Below are 16,941 nucleotides of genomic sequence, written 5' to 3'. Positions count from 1 at the left end.
GAGCCTGGACCGGGCCGACGAATCGGTCCGTCCCGGGGCTCCCCGGGAGCGTTCCGGGCTCTCCCGGTATCGTTCAGCGGCCTGCAGCGCCCGACCCGTCGCGCGCGGCAGCATGCTCCTGCTGCGGGGCATCCACGAGCCAGGTGCCGAGGTCGCGCCCCACCTCGACCAGCCACCTCGCCGGATCGGCGATCGCCTTCTCGACGGATCCGGCGCGCGAGGTGAGATCCCACGCCCTGGTGATCCCGGCCTCGTGCAGCTCGTCCTCGGACAGGGTGATCGCTCCGGCGACCGCCGCCACCGGGAGCCCCAGATCATGGGCGCGACGGGCGATCTCGGCAGGCCCCTTCCCCTGGAGCGTCTGTGCATCGAGCTTCCCCTCCCCCGTCACCGCGACGTCGGCGCGGGCCAGGAGGGACTCGACGCCGGCGAGCTCGAACACGGCGTCGGCCCCGGAGCGCTGGGCGGCACCGAGCAGGAACAGTGCGAACCCGGTGCCGCCGGCGGCGCCGGCACCGGCGGCGTCCCGGCACGCATGCGCGGGGTCCAGGATCTCCGCAGCGGCGCCGAGGACCGCGTCGACCACCGCGATGTCCTCCGACGGGATCCCCTTCTGCGGTCCGTACACCGCGGTGGCGCCGTCGTCTCCCAGCAGCGGATTGGTCACGTCGCTCGCGGCGATCAGCTCGATCCCTTCCAGCGCCTCGAGCGCCGGGGCGAGGTCGACCGAGGCGAGAGTCGCCAGGCCGTCGACCCCTGCAGCGATGTCCTCCCCGGCGGCGGTCAGCAGCCGCCCGCCAAGGCCCTGGAGCAGACCGGCCCCGGCGTCGGTCGAGGAGCTGCCGCCGAGTCCGACCATGACCGAGCGAGCCCCGGCGGCGACGGCGGCGAGGATCAGCTCGCCCAGACCACGGGTGGAGGCCGCGCGGGGGGCGAGTTCGTCACCGGGGAGGGCGCGGAGGCCGACGGCCTCGGCGAGCTCGAGGACGGCCAACCCGTCCGAGAGCGCCCAGCGCGCACTGCGGGGCTCCCCCGTCGGCCCGGTGATGAGGCTCGTGCGCTCCGTGCCGCCGGCGGCGAGCGCGGCGTCCACGGTGCCATCGCCGCCGTCGGCGATCGGGCAGGCGAGCAGCTCGACGTCGGGTGCCGTGTCCCGGATCCCGCGGGCGAGCGCCTCGACCACCTCTGCGGCGCCGAGCGTTCCCTTGAACTTATCGGGGGCGAGCAGTGCGGTCGTGATCGGGGTGGTCATCGCGATCTGGCCTCTCCTTGAACGGTCAGAGGGACGGACAGCCCCGTCCTTCGTGTGAACCATCCTGCCAAGGGCGGATGGGTGCGAGCGGTGACCACGACGCGGACGGTCCCGTCCCCGTCGACGGAGACGTCGAGCACCTGCACGTCCTCGGTGCTGGTCGTGTCCAGGGGATATCTGCGCAGCTGCTCCTGCGCGGCACGACGCGCGAAACCGGCGTGGAGGGCGTTGCCGTCGCCGGTGGTGTAGAGCCGCGCGGGGTCCACCGCCTGCGAGGCGGCGAGCGCGGCGCTGTCCGCAGCGGCCTGCAGGCCATTGCGCTCCAGGTGGACCCCGGTGACGGCGGTGCCGACGCCGATCACCATGAGGATCACGACGAGCACTCCCGTGGTCAGGATGGTCATGGACCCCCGGGGATCGCGCAGCCTGGAGAGTACCCGGCACCGGCCCCGACGTGAGTCCTCGGTGCCGTTCACTGTCGGCGCTTCGGTCCCGTTCACGGTCGGCGCTTCGGTCCCGTTCACGGTCGGCGCCTCGAACCCGTGCACGGTCGGCTCGTGGTGTCCGCTCATGGGGCCCCCTCCCCGTACTGGTCGACCTGGACGGCGTGCGCGGATCCCACCGTGACCGGTCCGGTATCACCGAGGATCGGGCCGAGACCGGGGACGGGAACCGGGATCCGTACCCGCGCGGTGACGGTCCCTCCCGCGGTCGCACACGGGTCCTCGCTGCAGCGGATCTCCACGACGTCGCTCACGGGGAGGCGGTAATCCTCGAGGATCATCGTGGTGTGCTGCCAAGTTCGCGCGGTGGCGTTCTCGGGATCGGCGTCGACGGCGTGGATCCGGGCTGCGTCCCGGGCAATGGTGTCGGCGGCGAAGACTGCCGCCTGGACGGACCCGAGCGTGAGCACGAGGTAGAGGGAGGGGATCAGCAGCGCGGCCGAAAGCGCCACGAACTCGACGATCGTGTTGCCGTCCTCGTCGCGCAGGCGGTTCCGTGCGCCGTTGCATCGGCGATGCCGAGGGCCGATCGCGCAGGGCGCGACGAGCGTCACCATGCCTCCTCATCCAGTGCGCGTCCCTCGACGCGGAGCGTCCCCGCGGGGCCGAACAGTCCCACCAGAGGCAGGGTCGCGCGCACGTGGACCGTGATGGTGCCGTCGGCGTCCTCCGACGCCGTGGCGGCGACCTGGTACGAGCTCCCGAACCGCTGCTGGACGAGCTGCTCCGCCCGTGCGGCACCGTCGTCGGGGGCGGCTCCGACCAGGGAGGCGTGGTGGGCGCCCTGGACGGCGGCATCGATGAGCGTGTTGCGGGTGTGGAGGACGAGGGCGGCCTGCACCACGGCGAGCGCGATGAGGATGATCAGCACCGCGACCATCGGGAACTCCGCCACCGCCGAGCCCTCCTCCCGGCGCAGGTCGCGCGTTAGCTGCCGACCGGGGCCCGTGCGCGATCGGCCGCGTCGGGCCGGAGGGCAGGGTGATGCCACGAGTGTCGAGGACGGTGCGGTGATCACGGTGAGAACTCGGGAGCGACGGCGATCAGAGGCTTCCGCCGAGGAACGGCGCCATGGCGTTCTCGAAGATCTGCACGATCTGCTCTGAGGCCACGGCCCAGAGGGCGACGACGATCCCGGCAGTCATGAGCGTGATCAGCACCCATCCGGGCACGTCGCCGCGATCGGAACCCAGACGCTCGACGAGCTGCGACGTCCTGCTCTGCGGCTCGACCGCTGCGCCGTGCCGCGGGCCGCGGTATGCGACACGCCCTCGGCGGGACCGACGGTGGAGAGTGGTGCGGTGAATGGTCATGTCTGGCTCCTCGGCAAGGATCCCGGAGTGTTTCTTCGGGATCGGGTCGGCGGTGCGGGGCGTGCTCGTTCAGGTATCTGGAGAGGCAGCCGGCGGCCGGCCTCGACGGGCAGGACCGGAGGGGGTCGGCGGGCAGTTCCCGGCAGCGAGAGGTGCCGGGCGCCTCCCGGCGGCATCGGCGCCCTCACAGGGCGATCTCCAGCACGGCGATTCCCGGAAAGATCGCGAAGACCACCACGAGCGGCATCACGAAGAACACGACGGGCATCAGCATGTAGATCTCGCGGCGACCGGCGATCTCCATCAGATCGCGCTTGGACGCCTCCCGGGCATCCTGTGCCTGGGCGCGCAGCACGTCCGCCAAGGGCGTGCCGCGTTCGATCGCCACGGAGACGCCCTCACCGAAACGCCCCAGCGAGGCCAACGGCGTACGTGTCCCCAGGGAAGCGAGCGCCTGGGCGACGGAGGTGCCTGAGCGGATGTCCGCGACGGTGGCCGCGAACTCCTCGGGCAGGGCGCCGGTGGAGGTGTGCGCGACCCGTTCCATCGCCGCGATGGGGCTCTCGCCCGCAGCCACGGCGAGCGCGAGCAGGTCCGCGACCGTGGGGAACTCCCGCGCCATCCGGGCGGCACGGCGCGTGATCTCCCGTCCCAGGAGGTAGTCGCGCAGGAGCACTCCGAGCAGCGTGCCGAGAGCGACGATGCACAGTCCCAGCACGGGGCTCGCGCCGCGGGAGCTGATCGCCAGCAGCGCCACCACGAGGCCGAGGAGCAGGCCGAGCACAGCGAAGACCACCTGCTCGACGCGGAACGAATCCACGGAAGAGCGTTTCCCCGCCAGGCGCAGCCGCCGTTCGAGCTGGTCCGCCCCGCCGGTGAGGCGTTCGAGCAGACCCAGGCCGCGGTGCGCGATCGGGCCGAAGAGGTTCTCGGCGACGAGTCGCGTCCTGCTGGTGCTCGCTGGGGCGCTGAACAGGGAGGCGGAGCGGGAACGACGCAGATACGGGTCGATGCGCGCGCCGAGATCGCGGGAGCGCAGCCATGGCAGGCGGCCTGCCACCAGGGCGAGCCCGATCCCGAGCATGAGACCGAGGAGCGCTCCCAGGAGGGCGATTCCGGAGGTCGTCATCGCAGCACCCTCTCGTCCTGCGGCAGACGCGCGATACGCAGCATCACGCGATAGGCGACCAGAGAGACTGCTGCTCCGATGAGGATCATCGACATTCCCATCGGGGAGTCGTATGCCTGCGCTGCCTGCGGACGGGTCGACATCAGCGCCAGCACGGCCCACGGGGCGACGAGCGCGAGGCGTGCCGCGTTGATCGTCCAGGACTGGCGGGCCTCGAGCTCGGCGCGGGTGCGGGCGTCCTCGCGGAGGAAGGTCGCCAAGGTGCGCAGGAGTCCACCGAGATCGGTACCTCCGACGTCGCGCGTGATCCTCAGGGCTTCGACGATCCGATCTCCGACAGGATCGGCGAGGCGGGTCTTCAGTCGGTCCAGGCAGGCAGCGAAGTCGCCGCTGGCCTGGTAGTCGAGCGAGAACTCGTGGAATGCCGGCCGCAGCCCCTCCGGCCCCTTGTGGCTGAGCTGGACCAGCGCTTCGGGCAGGGAGAGGCCGGCTCTGATGGCGGAGTTGACGTGATCGACCGCTTCGGGCCAGACCTCGCGCAGTTCAGTGGTGCGACGGCGGGCCGCGGAGCGCAGGAAGACGATGGGCAGGGCCATCGATGCCGCGCCGATGGTCACGGAAGGGACCACAGCGCCGGAGAGCGACCACAGAGCAGCCGAGACCACCAGGCCCAGTCCTGCGCTCAGGGCCGGCACCGCAGCCGGCGGAACGGAGGTGAGCCCGACGGTCACCAGGTCGTCGCGCATCCGATCCATCGCCCGACCGATACGTCCCCGTCGCACCGAGTGACCGTCCTGCTCCCACAGCGACCACCAGATCGACAGCAGACCGAGGCCGGCGATCAACCCGAGGAATGCTCCGTCGCTCATGCTGCCTCCGGACGCCCCAGCAGGGCATGGAGATCGTGATCGGCACGTGCGAAACGTTCGGCGTGGGGAGGATGGCCTTCCCCGCGCACGAGACGATCCCCGCGCAGCGTGAACAGCTCGGAGATCTCGATGACCTCGTCCTCCACCCGACCGCTGAGCCCTGCGATCTCCCGCACCCGGCGGCGCCCGTCCGCGAGCATGTCCAGGTGCACCACGAGGTCGATCGCACTGGCCACGGTGGGCACCACGAAGCGACTGGAGATGTTCTCCCCGGCCAGCAGCGGCAGCGTGCAGAGCTTGGTGACCGCGTCGCGCGCGGAGTTGGCATGGATCGACGCGAGTCCGGGCAGGCCGCTGTTCAACGCGATCAGCATGTCCAGTGCCTCGGCCTCGCGGACCTCCCCGACGATCACCCGGCTGGGACGCATGCGCAGCGCCTCCTTCACCAAGCGGCGCATCGAGATCTCCCCTGTGCCCTCGAGGTTCGCCTGGCGCGTCTGCATCGCGACCACGTCGCGCAGGCCCAGATCCAGCTCGAAGACCTCCTCGATGGTGACGACCCGTTCGCGGGCACCGATCGACTGCGCCAGGCACCGCAGGAAGGTGGTCTTGCCCGCCCCGGTCGCGCCGCTGGCGATCACGTTCAGTCCCGAGCTGATCGCTGCGTCGAGGAAGTCCGCGGCCTGAGCGGTCAGCGATCCGAGGGCGACCAGGCCCTGGAGGTCGATGGCCTTGGCGACGAACTTGCGGATGTTGATCGCCCAGTGGGTGCGCGTGACGCTGGGGATCACGACGTGCAGGCGCGATCCGTCCGGCAGCAGGGCGTCGACGAACGGGGTGCTCATGTCCAGGCGCCTGCCCGAGCTCACCAGCATCCGCTCGACGATGCCGCGGACCTCGGCGTCCGAGAGGACGATCGTGGTGAGCTCGCTGCGTCCGTTGCGCGCGCAGAAGACCTGGCTCGGCGAGTTCAACCAGATCTCCTCGACCGTGGGGTCGTCGAGCATCTCCTGGAGCGGTCCGAAACCGCCGATGCGTGCGGCTACCTCGGCCACCATCGTGTCGCCGTCGTGGAGCACCGGCACCTCTCCGGAGGAGGAGCGGTAGTCGTAGTCCGCGACGACCTCCCGGATCAGCGGCTCGAGCTGGTCGGCACGCACGTCCAGTCCCCGACGGCGGATCAGCTCCCGCGATTCCGCCTCGATGATGGTGGCGGTCTCCATCCAGTCCCCTCCCGACCCGACCGACCGGTCCCTCCAGTCGCAATGTGCTGCGCAGCACATCCGCGGTCACTGTAGAGGGATCAGCCGTGCCGCGCCGCGCGAAGTCAGGAATTGTGGACAACTCTCCCAGGGTCCGACCATGGCAGGATGACGTGACGCCTGTCCCAGAGATCGTCCCCACTACCAGGAGCCCTTCCTCATGGCCGACTCCCCCGATCCGTCCTCCTCGCGCCTCAGCCGCCCCACCGTGAAGTACATGGCGAAACGTGTGCTCTCGGAGTTCTCCCGCGATGGGGGCACGGACCAGGCCGCGAAGCTCACCTATTTCATGGTGCTGTCGATCGCTCCGACGCTGCTGGCGCTGTTCTCCTTGGCCACGCTCCTGCTCGCCCCGGTCAAGGACCAGATCGCCGCGCTCATCACCGATGCGATCGAGTCTGCCGCGAGCGGTTCCGAGCTCGGTGCCGGCGATGCGGTCGCGTCGACCGTCGAGTCCCTCATGGGCTCGGCGACCGGCGGCACCGTCGCGCTGATCATCGGTATCGCCACCGCCCTGTGGTCCGCCTCGGGGTACATCAAGGCGTTCGGCCGCGTCGCCAACCAGGTCTACGAGATCCCTGAGGGCCGAGGACCGGTCCGCCTGATCCTCTCGATGCTCGGGCTGACGATCGCCATGATCCTCGGCATCCTCCTGATCTTCGTGTCGATCCTGCTGAACCAGTCGCTCGTGGACGGGCTGCTGGGCCCGATCGCCTCCGCCTTCGGCGCCCAGGGCGTGCTCACCTTCCTGACCGGATCGTTCCTGCCCGTCTGGGCCTGGGTGAAGTGGCCCGTGATCCTGGTGATCGCCTTCGCACTGATCTCGCTGCTGTACTGGGGCGCCCCGAACATCGCCAAGCCGTTCCGCCTCATCTCCCCCGGCGGTGTGTTCGCGATCATCGGCATCGCCATCGCCGCGGTCGCCCTGTCGATCTACATGGGCACCGTGGCCGGGTACTCGAGCTACGGCGCCATCGGCGGCATCATGGCCGTCCTGTTCGCCCTGTGGATCATCAACATCGTGATCATCCTCGGTGCCGAGGTGGACGCGGAGTTCGAGCGAGCTCGCGAGCTGGAGTCCGGCAAGCCCGCCGAGGACGACCTCACCCTCCCGATGCGTGACTCGAAGGCGGCGGAGAAGGCCGAGGCCAAGCGCGAGGACATCATCGATCAGGGCCGCGACATCAGGCTGAAGAACTTCCACCGCGACGCCGAGGCCTACACCGGCGAGGACGCCCGCCTCACCCCGCGTCACGGCGTGCCGACGGTCGATCCCGCTTCCGTCGACGGCAGCGAGGGCCCCACCGCCGATCAGGCCACCACCGGCGAGCCCACCGAGGATCCGAAGGGCTCCTGACATGTGCGGGCGCTTCGCGTTCTTCCAGGAGATCGATCCGCTGGTCGACGACCTCGGGGCCGTCGACCTCGCGGATCCGCAGCTGCGCAGCCGGTGGAACATCCCGCCGACGGCGCCGATCCACGTGGTCACCGAATCGATCGACCCGGGCTCCCGGACGATCACCCGCGCGCTGCGTGTCGCCCGCTGGGGCCTGCTGCCCCCGTTCGCGACGGACTCCTCGTTCTCCTCACGCACCTTCAACGCCCGCCGCGAGACCCTCGCAGAGAAGCCGAGCCTCCGCGGGAGCCTCGGCCGCTGGCGTGCGATCGTCCCGATGGACGGGTACTACGAGTGGGTGCGCGACGAGCAGGGCAGGCGCGGGCAGCCGCACTTCATCGCCCCGGCCGACGGCTCCCCGCTGTACATGGCGGCGCTGGTCTCCTGGTGGAAGGGGCCCGGGCACCACGCGGGCCCGGCCGCCAGCGAGGACGGCGATTTCCTGCTCAGCGCCACGATCATCACCCGCGAGGCCGTCGGGGAGCTCCGCGACCTCCACGACCGCACCCCGGTGATGCTGCGCCGCAGCGAGCTCGATGTGTGGCTCGACAGCTCGATGGATGACCGGCACGCCGCCCAGGAGTGGATCCTGGACGACACCCACCTGCTGGACGATGCCGCGCTCGAGATCCGCGAGGTGGATCCCGCAGTCGGTGCGGTCGGCAACGACGGCCCCGAGCTGCTCGAAGCGCCGCTGCGCCTGCTCTGACCGTGCCGGCGCCTGCGGCGACCGGGTGCCTCCCGGCAGATCCGCACCGGCACCCGCACCCTGCGTCGGACCGGTCCCACCCGCGGGTCAGACCGCGGTCTGACGCACGCGGAGCCCTCTCCCCCGTACGCTCGTGCCCATGACCACCGGATCCGATGCACGCCCGGAGGAGCCGAGCGGGCCCGTCCGGCGCTCCGACCCATTCCGCTGGATCATCGAGAACCCCGGCACCGTCGATCTGATCGGTTTCGGCGGGCTGGCCTTCCTCACCTTCGCCTTCGGCGTCTGGACGGGCAGCTTCGGCTGGTGGACGCTGTTCACGGTCCCGATGATCGCGGCCGCCGCGATCTGCCGGGTGCGCCCGCTGATCGGCGTGATCGTCATCGGAGTGCTCGCCATCTCCCACATGCTGCTGGGTGTGCCCGTCGTCGGCGGCGACATCATGACCTTCTATGCGATGTTCTGCGCCGTCGCCTACGGCGGGCCGGCGGTGCACGCGATCGGCGTCGGCGCCGGTTTCCTCGGAGTGCTGGCGCAGGCCGGGTACTGGAGCATCGTCACCTTCTTCGACGAGTACGGCGGCCCGCTCCAAGCCGCGCTGACCTTCGGAGGGCTGTGCGTGGTCGGCACGATCACCATCGTCGCCGTCTGGGCGCTGGCGAACCTCCAGCGGGCACGGGTCCGCCAGCTCGCCCTCACGCGTGACCGCGCAGAGCAGGCGGTCCGGGAGCGCGAGCAGCGCACGGCGCTCGCCGTCGCCGACGAGCGCGCCCGCATCGCCCGCGAGATGCACGATGTCGTCGCCCATTCGCTCTCGGTGATCATCGCCCAGGCCGACGGCGGGAGGTTCGTCGCCTCCCAGAAGCCCGAGATGGCCGTCGAGGTCCTCGGGACGATCGGGGAGACCGGCCGCGCGGCGCTCGCGGACATGCGGTCCCTGCTGGGGGTGCTGCGCCAGGAGGACGAGACCAGCTTCGGACCCCAGCCCGGCCCGGAGATGCTCGACGACCTCCTCGAACGGGTGCGAGCGGCCGGGCTCGACGTGACGCTCGAGATCGAGGAGCCGCTGGAGGATCTCCCCCAGGCCCTCGGCATGTCCGTGTTCCGCCTGGTCCAGGAGTCGCTGACGAACACGCTCAAGCATGCCGGCCCCGGCGCCTCCGCCGCAGTGCGGATCTCCCGCGCCGCCGGGCGTCTCGAGATCGAGGTGCTCGATGACGGACAGGGCACCGATCCCGAGTCCGACGGGCTGGGTCACGGGATCACCGGTATGCGCGAGAGGATGTCCGTGTTCGGGGGGACCCTGCAGGCCGCTCCTCTGCCGGGCCGCGGATATCGCGTTCTCGCCACGGTCCCCCTCGATGCTGCCGGAGCGCCCTCCCCCGGCGATGATGACCCTCCTCGCTCCCCACCGCCCTTCTGATCCGATCCCGCGGATCACCCGACCCTCGCCCCCCCCCTGATCCCCTTCCCCACCCTCACCGAGGAGTTCTCCGATGACTGCACCGCTGGACCGTCCCCTGCGCATCGTCCTGGTCGATGACCAGCCTCTCGTGCGTGCAGGATTCTCGATGGTGATCGACTCCCAGGACGACATGTCGGTCGTCGCGCAGGCGGCCGACGGCGCTGCAGCGGTCGAGGAGCTGCGCGCCCGCACGGTCGACGTGGTGCTCATGGACGTGCGCATGCCGCGCATGGACGGCATCGAGGCGACCTCCCGCATCCTCGCCCAGGCACCGGAGGGTCGGGCTCCGAAGATCATCGTGCTGACCACCTTCGACCTCGACGAGTACGTGGTCTCGGCGATCCGGGCCGGTGCCAGCGGCTTCCTGCTCAAGGACGCACAGCCCGAAGAGCTGCTCGCCGCGATCCGGACGGTCCACAGCGGGGACGCGGTGATCGCCCCGTCGGCCACCCGTCGGCTGCTCGCACGCGTCGTCGCGACCCCGGAACCGCAGGAAAAGGACACCTCGATGCTCGAGGCGCTCACCGAGCGCGAGCGCGAGGTGCTCACACTCATGGGGCGCGGGTATTCGAACCAGGAGATCGGCGCCGAGCTGTTCGTCGCCGAGGCGACGGTGAAGACCCATGTGGGCCGGGTGCTCTCCAAGCTCGGGGCCCGGGACCGCGTCCAGGCCGTGATCATCGCCTTCGAGACCGGCCTGGTCTCCCCCGGCGCTGAGTAGCCCCGGCGTCGTCCACCCCTGGTATGACGAGGCACCATCCTCAGGTCTCGACACCAGCCACCTGACGAGACCGGAGGCTGACGAACCGGGAGCTTGCCCAGGAGAGGATCGACATCGACCCGACACCCCCTCCGAAGGATCCCCATGACCTCCCAGCATCTCGCCAGCTCGACCCCGTCCGACGGTCCCGACGGCTCGACCGGCACGGCGGCGGGCGCCCTCGCGCACGGCGCCACCGGCACGGAAGCTCCCGCGATCATCGCCCGCGGCATCACCCGCACCTACGGCACCGGGGCCGGCGTCGTCACGGCGCTGGACCACGTCGATCTCGACGTCGTCCGTGGAGCCTTCACCGCGATCATGGGTCCCTCGGGATCGGGCAAATCCACGCTCCTGCACACCCTGGCCGGGCTCGACGTCGTGGACGGCGGATCGATCCGGATCGGCGACACGGAGATCACCGACCTGTCGGACGACGCGCTGACCGTGCTGCGCCGTGAGCGCATCGGCTTCGTCTTCCAGTCCTTCAACCTGCTGCCGATGCTGAGCGCCGAGCAGAACATCCTGCTGCCGTTGGAGCTCTCCGGCAAGCGCGTGGACCGCGCCTGGCTCGAGACCATCACCGAAGCGTTCGGGATCGGCGACCGGCTCTCGCATCTGCCCTCCCAGCTCTCCGGCGGTCAGGTCCAGCGGGTCGCGATCGCGCGCGCCCTAGTGACCTCCCCCGAGGTGGTGTTCGCCGACGAGCCCACCGGCAACCTCGACTCCCAGACCACCGAGGAGGTCCTGGAGTTCCTGCGGCTGTCCGTGGACCAGTTCGGGCAGACCGTCGTAATGGTCACCCATGAGCGCGACGCCGCCGAGCGCGCCGACCGGATCCTCACCCTCGCCGACGGTCGCATCGCGAACGACGAGGACCTGCGAGGGCAGCGCTGATGGCCCGTCGTACCCCCGTGAAGCTCACCCCGCTGCGTCGACATTTCGCCGCCGTCCTCACCATCGCGCTGTCCTGCACCTTCGTCGCCGTCATGGTGCTGGCCGGGAACCTCATGCAGTCCTCGCTGCGCTCCCAGGCCGCCCAGCAGTTCGACGGCGCGGACCTCCAGATCGAACGCCCCCTCTCCGACGAGGACTGGTCCTCCGAGGACCCGCTGGATCCGCCCGAGGTGCCCGGCGCCGACGCCGTATGGCCTCAGCTGATGGACTACATCCAGCTCGACTCACCGGACGGTGACGGCGTCTTCCTCACCACCGCCATGCTCCCCCCGGGGGACGCCGGCGAGCGCTATCTGTCGGAGGGCAGAGCCGCGACGTCCGACTCCGAGGTCGTGCTCGACGCCTCTGCCGCGGATCAGCTCGGAGTGACGCTGGACGACACCGTCGTCCAGCCCGCCGACTTCTCGCCCAGCGGCACGGAGCAGGAGCTGACCGTCGTCGGCATTGCACCGACGGCAGACGGCGCCGCGTTCGGCGGCACCCCGCGCGTCCTGGTCTCCGAGGCCGATGCCCAGACGCTCCTCGGGCCGACGGCCGGGACCATCACCGACAAGTGGCTCGCCACCGTGCCGGAAGGCACCGACCCCGCGGACGTCGCTGCGGACGCCTCCGCCGGCGACCTCACGGTGCGCACGGTCGACGAGGCCGAGGAGGAGGCCGCAGGTCAGTTCATGCAGGGCTTCGGTGCCCTCGCGATGGTGCTCGCCGTCTTCGTGGTGATCGCCCTGTTCACCAGCGCCGTCGTCATCGCGAACACCTTCGCCGTGACCATCGCCCAGCGCACCCGCAGCCTCGCACTACTGCGCACCCTCGGTGCGACCCGCTCGCAGGTGCGCAGCGTGGTGCTGCGGGAATCGCTGACGGTCGGACTGGTCGGGTCGCTCCTCGGCGTGCTCGGAGGCCATCTCCTGGCACAGGCGGCGCTGGCCGCTGCCGCCGGCATCGGCTGGATGGACGGTCTCGTGCTCGTTCCGGTGAGCCTCTGGTCGGTGCTGCTGCCGATCTTCGCCGGGGTCGCCATCACCCTGGGGGCGAGCTTCGCCCCGATGCGCTCCGCCACCAAGGTCGCACCGCTGCAGGCTCTGCGTCCCGCACCGCCTGCACAGCAGCGCGGCCTGGGCGTGCGCGGCATCCTCGGCCTGGTCGCCGTCGTGCTCGGCATCGCCGTCATGGCAGGCGGCACCGCCCTCGCCCTGACCAGCGATGCTGCCGCGCTCGGCATCCTGCTCGCGATGGTGGGAGGCGTCCTCAGCTTCACGGGCGTGCTGATGACCCTGGTGATCGCGACCCGTCCGCTGTCCGCTCTCGCCGGGCGGATCGTGGGACGTCTCGGCGGGCTGCCCGCGCGGATCGCCGGCGCGAACGTCGCCCGCAATCCCCGCCGCAGCGCCGCCACCATCGCTGCGCTGCTGATCGGGACCACCCTGATGACGATGATGGCCGTCGGGGCGCGGACCGCGGAGGCGACGCTCACCTCCGAGCTCGACTCCCGTCGACCGATCGACCTGGTCGTCTCCGCCGCCGAGATGCCGGAGGACGCCGCGGAGAAGACCGCGGAGATCGACGGCATGGACTCCGCCCACGCCGCCGCCCGCGGAGACATCGACGTCGACGTCGAGGAGCCCATGACGCTCTACGGCGCAGACCCCGAGACGGTCCGGGAGGTTTCCCATCGGCCCGAGATGGCCGACGAGCTGAGCGACGGCATCGTCCTGCTGGGCGAGGAGCGGGCCGAGCGCTTCGACGTGACCGATGGCGAGGTCCTGCAGGTCCAGGGCGCCGACGGCGCGGAGCATGAGCTGACGGTGCAGGTCGACGCGAACCTGCAGATGTCGCTCGTGACCCCGGCGACCCTCGAGCAGCTGCTCGGGAAGAGCACCGATCCGGTGGTGCTGGGCGATTTCGCGGACCCGGGCACCGCGGCGCGCGAGGGCATCACCGCACTGGACCTCGTCGACGCCGTGAACCAGCAGATCTCGGGCGAGGGCTACTCGGAGGCCTCCGCGGACTTCGGCGGGACGGAGCGGGAGTCGTACGCGCAGATCCTCTCGATCCTGCTCGGCATCACGATCGCGCTGCTGGCCGTCGCCGTGCTGGTCGCCCTCGTGGGCGTCGCGAACACGCTCAGCCTCGGCGTCATCGAACGCACCGGGGAGAATGCCCTGCTGCGTGCTCTGGGGACCACCCGGCGCCAGATGCGGGCGATGCTCGGCTGGGAGGGCGTGCTGCTCGCCCTGGTCGGGGCGGTGCTCGGCATTGTGCTGGGCAGCGTCTACGGGGTCCTCGGCATCAATGCCCTGCTGGGCTCGACGTACCCGGTCTCGATCACCATCCCCTGGGGCCAGCTCGGCCTCGTGCTGGTGCTCGCCCTCCTCGCCGGCGTCCTCGCCTCGGTGCTGCCGGGCCGCGCCGCCGCACGGACGGCTCCGGCCGCCGCCCTGGCCGACGCGGACTGAGACGCCACAGGCCCCGCATCAGACAGGCCCCGCTCCGGAGCGCTCCGGAGCGGGGCCTGTCTGATGCGGCAGCGCGCACCGTCGGCCGGGCATCGCCCGACAGGAACCGGGGCTGCGCGTCAAGCACGGGGCTCCGGCTGTGCGTCAAGCACGGGGCTCGGGTTGCGCGTCAGGCGCGGGGCCCCGGTTTCGCGTCCGTCCGGGCGCTGCAGGTGCGCGTCAGCTCGCGCGATCCGGCAGCGGCGTCGAGCGCACCAGGCGCAGCAGCAGCACGAACACCGCGATCGCGAGGGCCAGGCCGAGCGCACCCTGCCAGTACATGCCGCCGCGCAGCATGCTCGAGGCGACCAGGGCCTGGAACATCTGCCACGTGATCCCGTAGCCGAGACCGAAACGCCCCTTGACCAGGACCGAACGCGAAGCGAGCGCAGTGCCGACGGCGAAGATGATCAGGAAGATGCCCAGGCCTGTCCCGAGGCGCGCATGCAGGTTCCCGGCGGAGACCATCACGAAGCAGAACGTCGCCGCCGCGAGCAGCAGGAGCGTCTCGATGCCGAGCAGCCCGGCCGCCGCCGGGCGCAGGCGCGGGCTGGGATCCTCGACGTCGGCGGGTCGGCCGTCGGCGCGACGGGGCGTGCTGGATCCGGTGGGCTGGGCATTGCGGGGCATGACGGAACTGTATCCGTGCCGGCTTCCCGCGGCGCGCCACGAGACGCTCCCCAAGCACTCCTGGCGCTCTTTCGCAACGCTTCCGTGCGGGGCATCACGCCGCTGAGGAGCCGTGTGGGAAGTGCCACCCAGGTCGGGCATCCAGGCCCTTGTCGAGTCCGCGACCGCCCCAGAGAATGGAGGTCGGCTCGCTCGCGACGCCGCGATCCGCAGGTTCGTCCGCGGCACCAGCATTCGCGACGATGAGCCGGATATCCGAGAACGCCCCTTGATGGTGCGACCCTCGCCGCGTCACGCCCCACGGGGTGAGGCGTGGCGTTCTGGAAAGAGAGAGTGACGATGGACTGGCGCCACCGTGCCGAGTGCCTCAACCATGATCCCGAGCTGTTCTTCCCGATCGGGAACACGGGACCGGCGATCACGCAGATCCAGGAGGCGAAGGCGGTGTGCCAGAAGTGCGACGTCATGACCGCCTGCCTGAAGTTCGCTCTCGAGTCCGGTCAGGACTCAGGCGTCTGGGGCGGCCTCTCCGAGGATGAGCGCCGCTCCCTCAAGCGCCGCAACGCGCGCGCCCGCCGCGCCAGCTGACCCGCCGTCCTGCGGCGCACCTCCGCAAGGGGCGGCGCCGCAGGAATCTCGCACGCTCAGCCCAGCCGTCGTCCGCGGACGACCCCGTACTGATCAGATGCTCAGCGGGTCCAGGTACACCTCGACCAGTGCTCGGGTGCCGCCCTCGGGGCGGCTCTCCCAGGTCAGGGTTCCGCCCAGCTGACCCTGCACCAGGGTCAGGGCGATATTGGTGCCCAGCCCGGTCGGCTTGGCCATCCCCATCCCGTCGCCATCGTCCTCGATGGTGATGACCAGATGCGATCCCGTCCGCTCGCTGCGCACGGTGAGGGTGCCGCCGCAGTCCGAGAGCCCGTGCTCGACAGCATTCGTGGCCAGCTCGGTGACGACCAGGGCCAGCGGCGTCGCCTCCTCGGCACGGATCGTGCCCACGCGTCCGATCTTCTCGGTGCGCACCTCGACCTGGTTCTCGGTGAGCCGCGGCGTCCCCTCGCGATGCACGCTGGCGCTCGCCGCGTCCACGGCCAACCGCAGGCAGCGATCGATCACCTCGTCGAAGTGGACCGCCTCCTCGGAGCCCTGCAGCAGCGACTCGTGCACCAGCGCGATGGTCGACACACGTCGCATCGCTTCGTTCACCGCCTCGCGCGCCTCGTCGGACGTCATCCGTCGCGACTGCATGCGCAGCAGCGCAGCGACCGTCTGCAGATTGTTCTTGACCCGGTGGTGGACCTCCCGGATCGTCGCGTCCTTGGTGATCAGCTCCCGTTCGCGACGACGCAGCTCGGTCACATCGCGCACCAGGATGATCGCGCCGGTGCGCTCTCCGCGCTCGGTCAGCGGGACCGCCCGCAGCGAGAGGGTTCCGCCGCGCGCCTGCATGTCCGAGCGCCAGGCCGCGCGCCCCATGAGCACCAGCGGCAGGGACTCGTCGACGGGTGAACGGGACTGCAGCACCTCGGTGGAGAGCTCGGCGAGGGTGATCCCCTCCATCGATCCCTCGATGCCGAAGCGGTGGAACGCCGACAGCGCATTGGGTGAGGCCCACTGCACGACTCCGCCGCCGTCGAGCTCGACCACACCGTCGCCGACGCGGGGCGCTCCGCGCCGAGGCGGGATCGGGGCGCCCTCGATCGGGAACGCCCCGGCTTCCAGCATGCGCAGCACCCGGCTGCCGAGGTCGTGCTGATGGATCTCGTTGGCGGACCGCATGCCGTCATGGACCGGGCTCTCCGTGGCCAGGACCGCGAGGGTGCGGCCGTCCTTGCGCACCGGGACCAGCAGGCCCGAGGCCTCGCGGCCCTCCCGTTCGATGGTGCTCGGCCGACGGGTGGGCTCGGCCCCGTTCAGCAGCGCGGGGATCTCGGAGTCCGTGTCCTCGTCCAGCACGATCCCGACGGGATCCTCGTAGTACACGGTTGATCCGGTCGCGGGTCGGCAGTGGGCGACGGCCTGGGCGCCCTCCAGGGTCTGGATCCACAGCACGAGGTCGGACCGGAGGAGGTCGGAGACCAGATTCCAATCCCCGACCAGGTGCTGCAGCCAGTCGGCTTCCTTCTCGGAGAGACCGCGGACGTCAGTGAGGAACTTGGACAGGCTCGGCATGTGATCAGGATAGACGCCGATCATCGGGC

The 16,941-nt window shown here is 70.8% G+C and carries 17 protein-coding genes; 7 read left to right on the top strand and 10 right to left on the bottom strand.

The genetic code is table 11. The annotated features are described in order from the left end of the window. Window positions 1–73 precede the first annotated feature (73 nt). From CIK71_RS01940 to CIK71_RS01905, 8 genes are all read right to left on the bottom strand, one after another. Window positions 74–1,252: a glycerate kinase gene (locus CIK71_RS01940; RefSeq protein ID WP_096163498.1), complete on the bottom strand. Its 1,179-nt coding sequence runs from the start codon at window positions 1,250–1,252 to the stop codon at window positions 74–76. Continuing rightward, window positions 1,249–1,656, bottom strand: coding sequence for a pilus assembly protein TadG-related protein (locus CIK71_RS01935; protein WP_245857256.1), 408 nt, complete (start codon window positions 1,654–1,656; stop codon window positions 1,249–1,251). Before CIK71_RS01935 ends, CIK71_RS01940 begins: the two co-directional genes overlap by 4 nt. 164 nt (window positions 1,657–1,820) lie before the next feature. Further along, on the bottom strand, window positions 1,821–2,312 hold the full coding sequence (locus tag CIK71_RS01930) for a TadE/TadG family type IV pilus assembly protein (RefSeq protein ID WP_241964101.1): 492 nt from the start codon (window positions 2,310–2,312) through the stop codon (window positions 1,821–1,823). Then, on the bottom strand, window positions 2,306–2,650 hold the full coding sequence (locus CIK71_RS01925) for a TadE family protein (RefSeq protein ID WP_096163496.1): 345 nt from the start codon (window positions 2,648–2,650) through the stop codon (window positions 2,306–2,308). The genes CIK71_RS01930 and CIK71_RS01925 overlap by 7 nt, the downstream gene beginning before the upstream one ends. A 148-nt stretch (window positions 2,651–2,798) precedes the next feature. Beyond that, window positions 2,799–3,068, bottom strand: a complete 270-nt coding sequence (locus tag CIK71_RS01920) for a hypothetical protein (protein ID WP_096163495.1) — start codon at window positions 3,066–3,068, stop codon at window positions 2,799–2,801. A 184-nt stretch (window positions 3,069–3,252) separates the two neighbouring features. After that, window positions 3,253–4,197 (bottom strand): type II secretion system F family protein, encoded by a 945-nt coding sequence (locus CIK71_RS01915; protein ID WP_096163494.1) that lies wholly within the window; start codon window positions 4,195–4,197, stop codon window positions 3,253–3,255. Next, the gene (locus tag CIK71_RS01910) at window positions 4,194–5,066 is read right to left on the bottom strand and encodes a type II secretion system F family protein (protein ID WP_096163493.1); all 873 of its coding nucleotides are present in this window, start codon (window positions 5,064–5,066) and stop codon (window positions 4,194–4,196) included. The genes CIK71_RS01915 and CIK71_RS01910 overlap by 4 nt, the downstream gene beginning before the upstream one ends. Further along, on the bottom strand, window positions 5,063–6,289 hold the full coding sequence (locus CIK71_RS01905) for a TadA family conjugal transfer-associated ATPase (RefSeq protein ID WP_096163492.1): 1,227 nt from the start codon (window positions 6,287–6,289) through the stop codon (window positions 5,063–5,065). Before CIK71_RS01905 ends, CIK71_RS01910 begins: the two co-directional genes overlap by 4 nt. A 199-nt stretch (window positions 6,290–6,488) precedes the next feature. Here CIK71_RS01905 and CIK71_RS01900 point away from each other — a divergent pair, with 199 nt between their 5' ends. From CIK71_RS01900 to CIK71_RS01875, 6 genes are all read left to right on the top strand, one after another. Then, on the top strand, window positions 6,489–7,685 hold the full coding sequence (locus CIK71_RS01900; RefSeq protein WP_096163491.1) for a YihY/virulence factor BrkB family protein: 1,197 nt from the start codon (window positions 6,489–6,491) through the stop codon (window positions 7,683–7,685). 1 nt (window position 7,686) lies between these two features. After that, on the top strand, window positions 7,687–8,433 hold the full coding sequence (locus CIK71_RS01895) for an SOS response-associated peptidase (protein WP_096163490.1): 747 nt from the start codon (window positions 7,687–7,689) through the stop codon (window positions 8,431–8,433). Between the two features lie 139 nt (window positions 8,434–8,572). Continuing rightward, window positions 8,573–9,856, top strand: a complete 1,284-nt coding sequence (locus CIK71_RS01890; protein ID WP_096163489.1) for a sensor histidine kinase — start codon at window positions 8,573–8,575, stop codon at window positions 9,854–9,856. Between the two features lie 73 nt (window positions 9,857–9,929). Then, the gene (locus tag CIK71_RS01885) at window positions 9,930–10,619 is read left to right on the top strand and encodes a response regulator (protein ID WP_096163488.1); all 690 of its coding nucleotides are present in this window, start codon (window positions 9,930–9,932) and stop codon (window positions 10,617–10,619) included. A gap of 144 nt (window positions 10,620–10,763) precedes the next feature. Further along, entirely contained in the window at window positions 10,764–11,555 is a 792-nt protein-coding gene (locus tag CIK71_RS01880) for an ABC transporter ATP-binding protein (RefSeq protein WP_096163487.1), read from the top strand. Next, window positions 11,555–14,071, top strand: coding sequence for an FtsX-like permease family protein (locus tag CIK71_RS01875; protein ID WP_096163486.1), 2,517 nt, complete (start codon window positions 11,555–11,557; stop codon window positions 14,069–14,071). Before CIK71_RS01880 ends, CIK71_RS01875 begins: the two co-directional genes overlap by 1 nt. 219 nt (window positions 14,072–14,290) lie before the next feature. Here the strand turns inward: CIK71_RS01875 and CIK71_RS01870 are convergent, their stop codons facing one another. Further along, the gene (locus tag CIK71_RS01870; RefSeq protein WP_096163485.1) at window positions 14,291–14,740 is read right to left on the bottom strand and encodes a hypothetical protein; all 450 of its coding nucleotides are present in this window, start codon (window positions 14,738–14,740) and stop codon (window positions 14,291–14,293) included. A 339-nt stretch (window positions 14,741–15,079) separates the two neighbouring features. Between CIK71_RS01870 and CIK71_RS01865 the strand changes: the two genes are divergently transcribed. Then, the gene (locus CIK71_RS01865; protein WP_010549779.1) at window positions 15,080–15,328 is read left to right on the top strand and encodes a WhiB family transcriptional regulator; all 249 of its coding nucleotides are present in this window, start codon (window positions 15,080–15,082) and stop codon (window positions 15,326–15,328) included. A gap of 93 nt (window positions 15,329–15,421) precedes the next feature. Here CIK71_RS01865 and CIK71_RS01860 read toward each other — a convergent pair whose 3' ends face one another. Then, on the bottom strand, window positions 15,422–16,912 hold the full coding sequence (locus CIK71_RS01860) for a sensor histidine kinase (protein WP_096163549.1): 1,491 nt from the start codon (window positions 16,910–16,912) through the stop codon (window positions 15,422–15,424). Window positions 16,913–16,941 lie beyond the last annotated feature (29 nt).

The organism is Brachybacterium alimentarium (assembly GCF_002332425.1).
GTDB classification, from domain to species: domain Bacteria; phylum Actinomycetota; class Actinomycetes; order Actinomycetales; family Dermabacteraceae; genus Brachybacterium; species Brachybacterium alimentarium.
This window is presented reverse-complemented; position numbering and strand designations above follow the sequence as displayed.